A 14,637-nucleotide genomic window follows, 5' to 3' on the forward strand; every position below is an offset into this window, starting at 1 on the left:
TTAACCGGACTGCAAAGATACAAAAAAAATTAAAACCCACAACTTTTATTTATTAAAATATTGCTAAGCTTTTTCTCCTGATTCCTGTAAGCTTTTTTAAATACTTATCGCTTATCTAAAAGCTCTTCTGCGCTACTGTTCCACTCTCGTTTTTCAGTGCGGCAAAGATAACAACTTAATATCACGCAAAACAAACTTATTTAACATAAAATTTACATACATTTTACATTGGGGATAAGTATTAATACAGTATTTTGATTATTAAGACTTTATGCACATACTGTAGTTATCCACAATCGTCGTTGAGAAAAAAATAAGAAAGTTTGGTTTAGAAAAAACGTTTAACTAATACCTTATATAGAGAGTATCCAATCAGACATCCTATAGTATCTGCTACTATATCTAAAGATTCCATGGATCTGCCTAAGCCCATTTCTTCCTGGAAGATTTCAGTAAGGAAAGCATATATAAGGATGATCTGAAAGAAATATGAAAATTTAATTTTGTGAAAAGTGGCAATGAAACAGAAACCCAACATTGCAAATATGCTCACATGCAAAACTTTATCAATACCGTCGAACATGAACCAGTATTCGTTATTTTCTTCGCCTGGTTTTAGGAGCATATAAGTAAGAAATGCCCAATAAATGGGCAAAATCTTACTAAATATTTTTGAAACCTTATCCAATGATTGCCTGGTATTCTTCTGCAGTAAGCAGTTCTGAATGATCTGCACCATCAGCAATTTCTAATTTAATGATCCATCCGTTTCCATAAGGGTCTGTATTTAACAGCTCAGGCTGATCTTCCAACTCTGAATTAAACTCAATAACTTTTCCGGCAATAGGCAGGAATAAATCTGAAACAGTTTTCACTGCTTCTACACTTCCGAAAACAGCCGCCCCTTCAAGATCATCATCTACAGTATCTACATCTACGTATACGATATCGCCCAATTCTCCCTGTGCAAAGTCTGTAATACCGATTGTAGCAACATTACCTTCAATCTTGATCCATTCGTGATCTTTAGTGTACTTTAATTCTGATGGTGTATTCATTTTAATTTTTATTTTGTACAAATGTATTCAAAATAATAAAAGGTTCAAAGAGGTAATGAATATCTTAATTAAATTTTGGAGACAAAATAAAAAATCGCTACTGAATCAACGATTGACTATTGTATAACAATTATTTTTTTTATTGCTTTTAACTCATCCATTTCTTTCATGAGCTTATCATTATTCTCCTGAAGTTTTTTAAGCTGCTTATTTTGCTCAATCGTATACAGCGTAAGTTCTTCGATTTTCTGAAGAAGCTTAATCTGAAAGTCTCCAATATTCACTCCTTCTTTTTCCATCTGTGCTGCTGATGCAATTTCAGGAAGGTGCTTTTTCTCTTTAATGTGCTTTTCTACCTCATCTAATTCCGGCAGCTTATACTCTTCATCAAAAACAAAATCAGCTGTTGATGTTAGGGTTACTTTTACTTCTTTTGCATCAAAGATATTGCATAGACCAAGCTATTCCAAAAAACGTGAATTAAAACTAAAATCCCCTTCTTTTACAGAAAGGGATTTTTATTTTAGTAATTATATATTAATTTTTTTCTTAGAAACCACCACCTGAGTCTCCAAATGTAAATGTTGCAGACAGACCGGCCCTAATGGTAGACAATGGAAATGCCGTTGATATTTTGTATTTGGAAGTCATCTGCTCATAGAATACTCTCAGGTTCAGATTTTCTGAAACGTTATAATCTGCAGAAAGCTTTATATTCATGAGTTTCTGTCCTCCGGTGATCTGTGAATCATTCAACAGGATATTCATGATGGAAGTTTTGCTGTCTCTCAGTGAAATATCTCCTCTGATGTTCAGGTCACTTCCTTTCCCCCTAGATCCTCTCGTATTGGCCATACCAAGTCTGAAGTTTTTAACGATATATCCAAGTCTTACTACATATTCCGTATTGGAGTCTTCAGTAAGAGTATGGTTGACCAATCCTAATAGCATCATCCTGTTTCTATTATACTGAAGTCCAAACTGCATATTGTTTCTCATGGTAACATCTATACCGATAAGTGGCGAGAAAGACTCCACATAACCAACCTGAGAGAATGTAAACGGATTGATGTAATCATTATTGACATCAAATGCATTTCCACCGGAAAGCCTGTTAAAGTAATCTATACTTGACTGGATACCGGTTGCCGTATAGGTCGCGGTATATCCGTGCAGGATATCAAATTTAGAGAACTGACCATTAATGATCGGAATGTTTCTTAAACCTGAATAGGTAATCTTCCAGTTTGGAATCGGAAGACCTGCTTTTTTAGCATTTCCCATCTGCCTAACAGATTTGCCTTCAACTGCCGCCCGGAATGCAGGGATCAATACATAAGCATTGGCAATACTATAATGATCTGCAAAGCCATCGCTGTTCAGTACTTCTCCTAATCCCATCTGCTGGGAAAGGATCATTGCATTTTCCCTGATTGCCTGATAAACGGCCTGGGTCTCTTTGAATGACGTTTTAAGAAGTACCACAGAGTTAGAATAAGTTACCTGATCATTCGCAAATGCATAATCATGATTTGCTGTTCCAAGGTTATTTCGGTTATTAAATCCAGACTGTGAAAAGTTTCTGTTGTAATTATGCAGTGCACTAAGATCAATTCTGAAATCATTGATAGGAACGATCTGTAAATTGGCCCTTAATTCTTTTGTTGACATTTTCACATAAGGATCGGTCATATAAGGGGAATCACTTACCCATCCATTTTCCAGCACGGTTCTTCTGATATCAGCCTGTGATCCGAAAAGGAATCCAATCGTAGGACCTCCTAATGTCTGGCCATACCCATACATATTTGGTGCTGAAAGTAAACCTGGAAGTACCGTTCCGTTATTTTCAGAATAATTAATATCTAACTGTTTGAACGATGTTAGTGCGAAAGCTGCGCTCTGCAGTATTGTCAGTTTATTTTTGAATTTATAGCTCTTATATCTATATCTTTTTTTCTCCCACTGCTGTGTATATGCGTTGTTCAATGAGTCAATTTCCTGTTTACGCTTCTGCAGTTTTGCAGAAATGTTTTTGAAATATTTAAACTGCCCGAAGAACTTCGGAATATCTGCAGTAGCCGTAGCCTGAATCACGTTTGTATTCTGACCTACGGAACCTAGGCTTCCTTCAGGACTTGAAAGAAGTGCGGTAGATCTTGCATTCCAGTTATATGTAAGTCCATACCCAACTTCTGCATCGATGAAATCTAAATACGGAAGGTACTGGAACGGCAGTTTGTAGTTTAGCTGTACTCTGTGATTGTACAATACCGGTCTACCTGCTCTGAATACATTTCCAAAGATAGATTTGTCACTCATGCCATTTACATCTACATTATCATTGAGGGTTCTTGTTGCGGAATTGATTTCTAACTTTAATGATTTTGTAAAGTTGAATCCTAAACCGTACTGCCACCCGAAGAAGAAGTTTCTGTTTTTGATCGCAGCAAAACTATCACCGGTATTTCCACTTAAGATTGCTTCTACATTTCTAAATTCAAGCTCATTGTAATTTCTGTCTACTTCAGTTCTGAAAGACAATCTTGTAGGAACCGGGTTGAAATTGAATTCTTTGATCCATCTCAGATATTTTGTAGATTTCGCCGTATCGCTAATCATTTTGTTGAATGGCTTAATTACCCACGGTTTGAAAGTATAGTTGTAATCAACATAACCTCTCAGATATTGTCTATAGTTTCTTGAAGTATAAATATCTCTGTAATAATCGTCATTATAAACTGCCGTTACGGAAACGTTCTCAATATCATAGAATTTAGGTTTCTTATTTGGATTTACCCTTTCCTTATGCATATTGACAACGCCAATACTTCTTTGCTGTGTATAAGTTCTTGCTACTTTTTTAAGCTGCTCCTTGTTAGCTGCCTTGCTGAATTCCACATCGGTATCAAGAGGGTTATATTTCGGATCCTCGATAGTTTGTGAGTAGGAATAGTTTAAAGGAATTTTCATCCCGCTTTTTTCAGGAAGGAATTTATCTACGTTTACAGCAGTATTAATACTGAATGCAGACTGTGTAGACTGGTTTCTTTCTGCCGGCTTTGAATCTATATTACCGAAACCTACGGATGTATAAGATGCACTCGTATTTACAGTAGCAAAATCTCCAAGGTTAAAGTTCAGACTTGCGTTACCTGCATATCCTCCATCATTTTCAATTTCAGAAAGACGGATCTCATTTACCCAAAGAATTCTGGTAATAGAGTTTGAACGGCTTGTATTTCTTACCCCAATCATAATGGTAGTAATATTTCCTAAACTTGGACGTCCTTTGATATAAATTCTTTTTGACTCATCTCCAAAATTAGGATCCATGATTCTGTCTACAATGTTAGATGAACTCTTATCTCTTCGAATTTTGGCATCTACAAAGTTTTGGATTTCCAGATCCACATTGTTTTCAACAGGCCAGATTTCAAAAGGTGTAGTTGCTGTCCTAGGCGTTAGCAACATTTGAGATTCATACTCATAATAGTTGTCCGTAGCATCACTTCCGAAACGGATGAAGAATTTAGATTCAGAATCGATACCCTGATATCTGTCTGTCGGGTCCTGAGCATGTACAAAAAGTTTTAGTTTTTTATATCTTCTCATATCCAGAGTAGTATTCTTGAAAACTCCTCTTGCTTCTCCGGCAAGACCGTCTATCTTCATGTAAAGTGAAGCTTCATTCTGTCTCTGTGCTCCCGCATTTCCACTCAACACCTGTCTGTCAATTCCCGGAGGCAATACATAAGGAGGCTGGTTAAGGGCATTCTCTTCAATATTTACACTTCCTACTTCGAAGTTATTATTTTGTGCTATACCTACCCCTTCCTGTTGTGAAGATACTGTAGGGCTGGCAATCTGATTTGGATATCTTCTCCAGTCTGATCTTACAAGATCCATTGTCCCGAATCTTAAAGTTGAAGTCTGCTCAAAACCTGCAAGCATTAGTCTCGCGAATCTTACATTGTTAAGCACTGATGCACTTCGTTCTCCTTCCGCATCAGTTTCTGCATATTTCGAAACAGGAATTCTGAACAGGTACCATTTCACGTCAGAAGACTGTCCGTTCTGAAAAGTGGCCTTTACAGTTTTTACATCTACGATATTGTTCTGTCCTAGGGCAAGACTCGGCTTATCTAATTTTACAACATATTCATTGTAGCTTTCTGTCTGGTCAAGGTTATAATCTTTGTTGATATCTTCTGCGTCCGGAGTCTGTGAAGCCACTTCCAATGAATTAGCCTGAGAGTTTCCTTCCGGGTTTCTGAAATATTTATATCTCTGAACAAGTGATGCCGCCTGATTACCTGTAAATTTATCTGACATGAAGAATACGAAATCATCCACAGCAGGGTCAACTAAATTGGTAACCGGGTTAACAAATGTATTTCCGAATCTCATAGATTCTTGATCTGAGCTTAAACCATCATATCCTAAATCCTGAGATCTTCTGTCATCACCTTCACTTGAAAACGCATAAAGAATTGGCGGCTGTTTCGGTTGTACTCCCCAATTGGAAGTTGTAGTAGTAGAGGGTGCTCCCGGAGTAGGAAGACCATTTTCATACTGCATTTTGCCGTCTTTCAGGATATCTTCAGAAACGTTCCCTAACTGAAGTAAAAGTCTCGCTCTATCACCTAAGACAGTTCCATCCGCATAAGGATCCATCATCCAGAATTCAACATATTCTATATTTGAATTAACGAAATTGGAAACACTGATGGGTCTCATAATTCCCGCCCATCTGGAAGCCGCTGTTTCGGAACCCGGATTAACGTTGTATGGACCTTTTTCCTGAGGATAGTAAGAAATATCTAAAGTATTGGTGAAGGTCTGCTCCCCCGCAACAAAATCTCTGTTATTATAAATTTCGGAATACTGAACTCTTCTGGATGCGTGGTTGGAAACAGACTGCGCTGTAATTCCTGCCGGTGCTCTTCCTCCTACTCCCCAGAATCTCGGATCAATATTATACCATGATAAAAGTCCTCTTCCATAACCGCTTGTCACAGCGTCATCACTAGGAGCTCCGTTAAATGGTGCCGCCAAGTTTTTCTCTGGTCTTGAAGCCAAGCTCCATGCAGTGGGTTCTTTTAAGGATATTTTAGACGTTGTCTGTTCGAAATCGTCTACATAAGATTGATCATTTGTTCCTTTATTCAATCCCGGAAGAAGATATGCCCCTTCCATTTTAAAGTTCAGGTTCGATGGAGCTTCTGTATTTACAAATGGGATCTTATCTGTAAGCCTTGTCAGGAAAGGAACCTGATTGTTGTACATCATGTTGATCCCGGCCATTGTGTTATTAACAGCTTCCTGCCCGTAGTTTACTTTCTGAGTAAGCGGAGATTCGGAATAATTAACAACTGTACCCCCTATTATAAAGTTCTCATTGAATCTTCTTTCCAGGTTTAATCCCAAGAATCTTTTTCTCTGGGTATTAAAGGTAAGCTGGTTTTCTAATGAGATATTGATAGCCTGTCCGGACTGCTTAACATTTTCATTGATGATGGTTACTGTTCCGAGCATATAATCCACAGTGTAGTCTACCCCTTCTGTCAGCTGAACACCATTCGCCGAAACTTTTACAGATCCCTGCGGAACGTTTACAGCACCAAGAGAAATCCCCTGCCCCTGTGTTCCTTTGTACCGTCCTTCTATGGTATATCTCTGGGCAAGATTGCTGGAAGATGCTACCTGCTTCTGCTGTCTGTAGAGATCTGTGAAAACAAACTGCGGATCATTCCCGACCTGTCCCTGCATAAAGCTTCCGAAAGGCTGTACTTTGGTAAAGATAATCCTACCTGTTTCCGGCCTGATCGTAATTCCGTTAACAAAGTCAAAGATACCGTCTCCCAATATACCGCTGCTGGCCTGGATGTCACCATTCATGTTGAGACGGTCCCAGTTAAGCAATTTCAGTAAATTTTTGTCCTGGACACTGGTTCCGGGAAGATAATTCACTTTACCACCGGTCTTCGGATCTCTGTAGAATACATTAAGAATAAAGCCGTCTTGCGCTACCTGCCCTGCATCTAAAGAATAGATGTTTTTCATCATCAGGTCCCACATTGGAGATTCTGTATTTACTTTATTGTTTACCCTAAGAACTTTCGTTACCAATACAGGACTTTCTTCGGAGAATTCCCCTACTTTATAAACTTTATTGGTACCATCCGTAAAGGAATAGGAAACGGCTAAAAGCTGATTCTCGTTCAGCTTTTGGTTCAATGAAATATATCCTAACTGAGGCTGTAATGTATATTCATTAGCATTCAGCCTTCTTGCTTTTGTATTAAAAATAAACTGTTCTCCGTTATCGTAAGGCTGCGCACTTCCCGGGAACATCTGCCCCTGAAAGGTTGTCGCATAATTTTTACCAGCTTCTCTTGGACCTATTGCTGCATTAATAGATGGGTATAATCCATTCTGAGAGTTGTCCGGCAATCCTGAAGCACCTTCTCCCAAATCTCGGATACCAATAATACTTTTCTGATATGCCAGGTTACTGTTCCCCTGGTCTAGTACCCAGACTTCCAGCCTGGTAATATTTACCGTGGAGTTGATCTGTGGATAATTGGCCAGTGCATTATCATAACGGTCCAGGAAGTAATGTCCCAGGAAAAAGTGTTGGTTGTCTTCGTAGTCAATAGCGTTGACTTTAAAGTTATTCATAACGCCTCCACCCTGTACTACAATATTACGGGCTTCCCCCTGTTGCTGGGAAAGAACTACTGTTCCATAGGTTTTCCCTAACTGGAATTCTGTTTTTACCCCGAATAATGACTGCGAGCCTCGGATAAGACTGGTAGAAAGCGGCATATTAACGTTACCGAATTCTATTCTTTTAATAATTTTATCTTCTCCTCCTGCACTGGGTTTGTCTACTTCACCAAGACCTTTAGTCTGAAGGTCTTTCCAGTTTCCTTTTGCCTGCCATACAAGATTCATCCTGTTTTCGAATGCAAAACCACTCTGGGTATCGTAATTGGCTTTCAACTGGAGATTCTCTCCTACTTTACCCAATAATCCAAGCTGTATCCTCTGGTCTATATCAAAGGTAAAACTGGTCCTGTTCTGTGGCAGGATCAGTGGATTATCTATTTTTTGGTACAGTCCGGCAAAATCTAAAGAGGCATATCCTGAAGGAATGATCTCTATTTTATTACTTCCGAAAATAGTTTCAAACAGCCTGTTGTTGATCATCAAAGATGGAATAAGACCTTTCTTACGGGCGTCCGTTCTATCTCTTCTGTAAAGGAGACTGTACTTATCGGATTTTTCTTTGTAGTAAGCTTTAGACTGCGTTGCGAGCATAAATTCTTTATACTCTTCCGGAGACATGGCTGTAGGAGGACCTGTATAGGTATTTCCTATTTTAGGATATACATAGTACATCCCTGTTTTTATGTCATAAAAGGCCTCATACCTTGTAGGGTCAGCCAGTTGATAATCTTTCTTTATGATCGCAGTATCACGTACCTGTTGTGCAAAGGCACTTACTGACATACACAGGAACGACAGGAACAAAAATATTTTCAGATGCTTATTATTCGCCACCAAATGTTAAATGTTTTTTAAAATTTGTTTTACCAATTCTTCTACGGAGATCTCAGGATTCTGCTTCATCATCCTGTCTGCGATCTTCTCGCTCATTCGTTTCGGAATCCCTAAAACTTCTAATGCAGATAACGATTCTTCCTTGACTTTATTATCCACAAAAGAAGAAATATTTTCTTCTCCAATACTGAATTTTTGGACTTTATCCTTTAAATCTACAATAATTCTTTCTGCAGTTTTGGCACCTATTCCTTTGGCTTTTTGAATCAGTGCACTGTTCTTGGAGAGAATGGCTGAAGCGATCTCCTCAAGGCTCAAGGTGGAAAGGAGGATAAGGGCAGAAACAGCTCCTACTCCGTTAACACTTATTAACAGATTGAACATGTCTTTTTCTGAACGAGTGTTAAATCCAAAGAGAAGATGAGCATCTTCCCGTATGATCTGCTGAGTAAATAAGAATGCCGGCTTATTCAGGGCCAGAGCCTGGGAGGTCATCAAACTGATACCTACATAGTAACCAACTCCTTGTACATTGATTACTGCGTAAGTGGGTGTAAGTTCTTGAACACTGCCTTGTAAGGAAAATATCATTATTAATTTTTAAAACTCCCAAATATAGCAATTTAAACTAATTAATATTTTCATTTCACGTGCGAATGATTTTTAACTTAAATTTTGATCGTAAATTCAAGGAATTAATATAAAAACAAAAGACTCCAAAATAGGAGCCTTCTGTTATTTTTATGATTATCAAACTGCCATTTATGGCGGCCTCAGCATTTAGCTATTTTTTTTCAGAGTTTTTCTTTTCTCTTCTCTGGGCATCAAGAACCGCCACAGTAGCTAAGTTTACAATTTCATCTACGCTTGAACGCATCTGTAAAACGTGTACAGGTTGCTTTAATCCCATCAAGATTGGTCCGATCACCTGTGCCACTTTCATTCCTCTGATGATCTTGTAAGAAAGATTGGCACTTTCAAGATTCGGGAAAACGAAAGTATTGGCAGGCGTTGTTCCTAATTTTGAGAAAGGATAATCGCTTAAATGATCTGCATTCATGGCAAAATCCGGCTGGATCTCGCCATCAACAACCATTTTTGGGTATTTCTCGTGGAGAATGCTTACTGCTTTGGCTACTTTTTTGGAAGTGTCAGAAATTGCGGCAAAGTTTTCGAAACCAAGCATGGCAATTCTAGGCTCTATTGCAAAAGATTTCACTGTGATTTCAGCCATTTTAGCAATATTCACAAGATCTTCCGCTGTAGGATTCTGATTGATGGATGTGTCAGCGAAGAAGATAGGTTTCTTTTCTGAAAGGATCATCATCATTGCTGCTATTTTGTCTACTCCTTTATCTTTTTCAATAACTTCTAAAACAGGACGGAGCACTGAAGTATAGTTTTTAGAGAAACCAACGATAAGGCCATCTGTATCTCCATGTCTCAGCATTAGCGGACCGAAATAATCTCTCTGACGCACATATCTTTTCGCTTTGTACTCATTCATCCCTTTTCTCTGACGAAGTTTCCAAAGAGTTTCTCTGTACTTTTTCCTGTTTTCTTTCTGATCGTCATCACTTGGATCTATAATCGGAATATCCAGGGTGATACCGAAACGTTCCATTTGCTCTTTGATGTATTTTTTATCTCCTAACAGACTTGGGAAAGCAATCCCTTCTTCGTAAAGAATCTGTGCGGCTTTCAATACATTATATTCTTCAGCGTTACCTAAAGTAATTCTCTTTGGATTCGATTTAGCACGGCTCTGCATCATTCTTACCAGCTTTTCATCTCTTCCCATTCTGTCCAGCAGCTGGTTTTCGTATTCTTCGAAGTCTTCGATGGTTTTTCTGGCAATACCACTTTCAATGGCTGCTTTTGCTACAGCGCTGGATACTTTCGTAATTAACCTGTTATCAAACGGCTTTGGAATAAAGTATTCTCTTCCAAATTGCAGGTTCTGAACATTATAAGCCAATATTACAGCTTCCGGTACAGGTTCTTTTGCAAGATCTGCGATAGCGTGTACAGCTGCCAGCTTCATCTCTTCGTTGATTCCTTTTGCCTGAACATCTAATGCTCCACGGAAAATATAAGGGAATCCCAATACATTGTTCACCTGGTTAGGATAATCACTTCTACCTGTTGCCATGATCACATCTTTACGGGTTTCAAGGGCAAGGTCGTAAGCAATTTCAGGATCCGGGTTTGCCAAAGCAAAAACGATAGGATTCTCATTCATGCTGGAAAGCATTTCCGGAGTCATTACGTTTCCTTTTGACAGACCGATGAAAACATCTGAACCTTTTACGGCATCTTCAAGTGTTTCGATATCTGTATTGGCAATAAAGTCAATTTTTTCAGGCGTAAGGTTTTCTCTTTTATGATTGATCACTCCTTTACTGTCACACATTAAAACATTTTCTCTTTTCAGACCCAGAGAAATATATAGATTGGTACATGCAATGGCTGCGGCTCCTGCTCCATTTACTACCATTCTCACTTCTCCGATATTTTTGCTAGCGATCTGAAGAGCATTAATCAATGCAGCAGCTGAAATAATTGCCGTTCCATGCTGGTCATCGTGCATTAAAGGAATATCCAGTTCTTCTTTAAGCTTCTGTTCGATATAGAACGCTTCAGGAGCTTTAATATCTTCAAGGTTGATTCCTCCGAATGTAGGAGCAATACCTTTTACAATCTGAATGAATTTATCCGGATCTTTTTCATCGATCTCAATATCAAAAACGTTGATATCTGCAAAGATCTTGAACAAAAGACCTTTTCCTTCCATTACCGGTTTTGAAGCTTCAGCTCCAATATCTCCAAGTCCTAATACAGCTGTTCCGTTGGAAATTACAGCTACCAGGTTTCCTTTACCTGTGTAGTCGTACACAGTTTCCGGTTTATCATGGATCTCCATACAAGGAACCGCCACCCCCGGTGAGTACGCCAATGACAGATCTCTTTGAGACGAGTGCGGTTTTGAAGGGATAACTTCGATCTTTCCTTTAGGTTCGGCTTTATGATAATCTAACGCGGCCTGATTAAAGTTCTTTTCGTCGCGGTGGGTTTTACTTGACATAGAATTTTGTTTTTTATTAAAGTATATACTTAATATGGTAGTCTACTAAACTTTCGATAGGTTTCTGGACAACGTGGCCCACATGTAAATGAAATTCTGCCGCAACAGAGCGGAGGGTACTTTCATAATAATAAGCGATAGAGCCGATGAAATTGATCTCGGCTTCTTTTGATTCCTGATATGGAATTACCTGGTATTCAAAGAAATTTTTCATTTCTTCGTACACCATATTTTTAAAGTAAGGATGTTCCTTTCTTTCGATGACAAATTTGTTGAAATCCGCCAACCAGGCATTAGGTCGCGGGCTGTGATACATGTTTTTCAATGCATCTTCAATCTTCAATCCATAGTTCTGTTCGAATTCTGTATGAAGATCTGCCGGCAATTTTTTCATAAAGTATCTGCGCACGAGCTGTTTCCCGATAGCACTTCCGCTTCCTTCGTCTCCCATAAGAAAACCCAGAGAAGGTAGTTCTATTTTAAGGTTTTTCCCGTCGAAATAGCAAGAGTTTGATCCTGTACCTAAAATACATACCACAGCTGGCTTTCCGCTATATGCGGCATAAGCTGCGGCCATAAGATCTTCTTTCACAACGATTTCTGCTTTTGTAAATATCCTTTTAAGCTCTTCTTCAATAGTTTCGCAGTTTTTTTTCACACCGCAGCCTGAGCCATAGAAGAAGATCTTGGTTATGGAATTTTTGACTAATATAAGGCTGCTGTTCTTTTCTATTTCAGGAACAATAAGTTCTCTGTTGATAAAATTGGGATTAAAGCCGATGGTTTCTGTTTTTAAAAACACTTTTTTGAAATCATCCAGTATCACCCAATCTGATTTGGTAGACCCACTATCAACAATAGCAACCATATTTTACATTTTAGTTTAAGGATGCTAAATTATGAATTTATCTTCAAATAGCGTTTAAAAACAGACTGGAAGCTTCTAATGTTTTATATCAGCTTTTTGGTTATCAAATTTGATGAGCCAGTCTTCAATTTCATCTTCCAGATAAGAGCTCTGAAGCATGATGGCGTTGATAAAATCATCAGGCACAGGTTCATTGGTAGAGTTTTCTAGGTTCCACAATTCGTCTGTCATATTTTCATATTCTGAATACACTCTTTTGAAGCGGGAATTTTCTCTCTCAAGAGCTTCAATATTTTTTTGCTGAAGCTGGAATTTTCTGTATTTGTTTTGACTTTTCATACAAATATTGTTATAATTTGGGTCGTAAAAATTATGGTAGTATGCGTTATACCGCACATTACAAGATAGAAAAAACCATCAACACAAGAAGTTGAAAATGAATTTATTATCAGGTTATAATTACATCATTCTGAATATTAAATTTAGAAATTATTTTGGTTCAAAAAAATAATTTAACAACTTTTTTCAATGTTTAACATATGCTTACCAAATTATTTTTGGCCGAAACTTTCAGATTCCTTTTAGACATCAATGTTGCTATCGCTTTTAATTTTTTTTTGAAATGATAAAAAGAAATTTCCCATTCATTATTAATAATTATAACTAATGAATATCAGACGCATGACTTTTATAACTATGTATGATACCGGAAATTAAACCGCCATATATTTCACTGAAAAAACCAATTTATTAAATCAATATTTTATTTTAAAATATTCTTTTATTCTTCCATTATTGACATATAGTTATAAATTTGCACCTCATATATATTGAATGAGAGAATTACTAATACGCCAGAAACAGGTTTTGTTCTTCATTATTGCCGGGGGGCTCAGTGCTATTGTAGAGATTGGAAGTTTCAAAGCATTCAGTACTTACCTTCCGCATGTTTTCGCCAGAGAAACCAATTTTCATGGCATTCATTATCCTTTAAGTAATATTTTCTCTACATGCTGTGGAATCATCAGCAACTATTTCCTAAGCATCTGGTTTGTCTTTGAAAGAGGAAAGCATTCCAAAAGAAAAGAGTTTGCTTATTTTATGGGAGTATCCTTCATTTCAACTTTATTAAGCTTAGGCTTTTTCCAGATTTTTTACAGCTTTATATTTAAGGACAATATCAATTTATTTTTTTATACCTTAAGCCCTGAAATGATCAGTAAGATTGCAGCAATCCTCCTGGTTTCCATACTTAATTATTCAGTGAAAAAGAAAGTAATTTTTAACGGTTAAGCAGTGACAAAAATTTTAAATTATCTCTGGAGATTATGGCTGCTGCTGCTGGCGTTTGTTTTAACGGTCACATTGGGAATCCCTGTCTATATCTTATCCTTTAATAAAAAGCATTACAAATATGCTTACAAATTTATCCGGATCTGGTGTTTTGGAATGTTTTACGGCATGGGTTTGAGGTATGATCTCACCAATCTTTCTGACCAGAAAAAAGACAAAAGTAAACCGTACGTTTTCATTTCGAACCATACTTCCATTATGGATATTATGCTTGCCTGCATCCTGATGCCCCATCATCCGATCTGTTTTGTAGGCAAAAAAGAACTTGTAAAAATTCCCATCTTCGGTACCATATATAAAAGGATATGTGTGATGGTAGACAGAGGCAGCGCAAGAAGCCGTGCAGATGTTTACAGAAGATGTGCAGAAAAGATGGAAGAAGGAAATAGTATTGCGATATTCCCAGAAGGCGGCGTTCCGGACGATACTTCTGTTATTCTTGATGAATTTAAAGACGGAGCATTTACTTTATCTTCCAAACATCACTCTCCAATTGCAGTGTACACTTTTGTAGGATTGAAAGAAATATTTCCTTTCGATAGTGCAAAAGGTTACCCGGGAAAAGTAAAAGTATATTTCAACGGAATCATGGAACCATCAGATTCTCCGAGAGATCTGAAAACAAAAGCTTACAAAGAGATAAAAAAAACATTGCTGGAACATTCTATTTAAAAGAAATAGTTATATTTGTTTGCGAAATTTTT

General features: G+C 37.7%; 9 protein-coding genes and 1 pseudogene. 2 read left to right on the top strand and 8 right to left on the bottom strand.

Annotated elements, in window-relative coordinates:
- Window positions 1-328: 328 nt before the first annotated feature.
- The 8 genes and pseudogenes from V6R96_RS00005 to V6R96_RS00040 all read right to left on the bottom strand — a co-directional run bounded on the left by V6R96_RS00005 (window position 329) and on the right by V6R96_RS00040 (window position 12,919).
- A complete protein-coding gene (locus tag V6R96_RS00005) occupies window positions 329-739 on the bottom strand; it encodes a VanZ family protein (protein WP_336377631.1) in 411 nt (136 codons plus the stop codon).
- Window positions 681-1,058, bottom strand: a complete 378-nt coding sequence (gene gcvH / locus V6R96_RS00010) for a glycine cleavage system protein GcvH (RefSeq protein ID WP_111957411.1) — start codon at window positions 1,056-1,058, stop codon at window positions 681-683. Before gcvH ends, V6R96_RS00005 begins: the two co-directional genes overlap by 59 nt.
- Window positions 1,059-1,174: 116 nt before the next feature.
- Window positions 1,175-1,501 (bottom strand): annotated as a pseudogene (locus tag V6R96_RS00015) (hypothetical protein); the annotation flags it as partial.
- 106 nt (window positions 1,502-1,607) lie between these two features.
- The gene (gene sprA, locus V6R96_RS00020) at window positions 1,608-8,576 is read right to left on the bottom strand and encodes a cell surface protein SprA (RefSeq protein ID WP_336378181.1); all 6,969 of its coding nucleotides are present in this window, start codon (window positions 8,574-8,576) and stop codon (window positions 1,608-1,610) included.
- A 57-nt stretch (window positions 8,577-8,633) separates the two neighbouring features.
- Window positions 8,634-9,218, bottom strand: a complete 585-nt coding sequence (ruvA, locus tag V6R96_RS00025; RefSeq protein ID WP_111957407.1) for a Holliday junction branch migration protein RuvA — start codon at window positions 9,216-9,218, stop codon at window positions 8,634-8,636.
- A gap of 193 nt (window positions 9,219-9,411) precedes the next feature.
- Window positions 9,412-11,712: an NADP-dependent malic enzyme gene (locus tag V6R96_RS00030; RefSeq protein ID WP_111957405.1), complete on the bottom strand. Its 2,301-nt coding sequence runs from the start codon at window positions 11,710-11,712 to the stop codon at window positions 9,412-9,414.
- A 16-nt stretch (window positions 11,713-11,728) separates the two neighbouring features.
- A complete protein-coding gene (locus tag V6R96_RS00035; protein WP_336377632.1) occupies window positions 11,729-12,580 on the bottom strand; it encodes a BadF/BadG/BcrA/BcrD ATPase family protein in 852 nt (283 codons plus the stop codon).
- A 75-nt stretch (window positions 12,581-12,655) separates the two neighbouring features.
- Entirely contained in the window at window positions 12,656-12,919 is a 264-nt protein-coding gene (locus tag V6R96_RS00040; protein ID WP_111957401.1) for a hypothetical protein, read from the bottom strand.
- A gap of 495 nt (window positions 12,920-13,414) precedes the next feature.
- On the opposite strand from V6R96_RS00040, the gene V6R96_RS00045 reads away from it, so the two are divergent.
- On the top strand, window positions 13,415-13,873 hold the full coding sequence (locus V6R96_RS00045) for a GtrA family protein (protein WP_111957399.1): 459 nt from the start codon (window positions 13,415-13,417) through the stop codon (window positions 13,871-13,873).
- Window positions 13,874-13,876: 3 nt separating this feature from the next.
- Window positions 13,877-14,605 carry a lysophospholipid acyltransferase family protein gene (locus V6R96_RS00050; RefSeq protein WP_336377633.1) on the top strand — a complete coding sequence of 243 codons (729 nt, stop codon included), beginning with the start codon at window positions 13,877-13,879 and terminating at the stop codon, window positions 14,603-14,605.
- The last annotated feature ends 32 nt before the right edge of the window (window positions 14,606-14,637 follow it).

Source organism: Chryseobacterium sp. CCNWLW53 (assembly GCF_037083525.1).
GTDB classification, from domain to species: Bacteria; Bacteroidota; Bacteroidia; order Flavobacteriales; family Weeksellaceae; genus Chryseobacterium; species Chryseobacterium lathyri.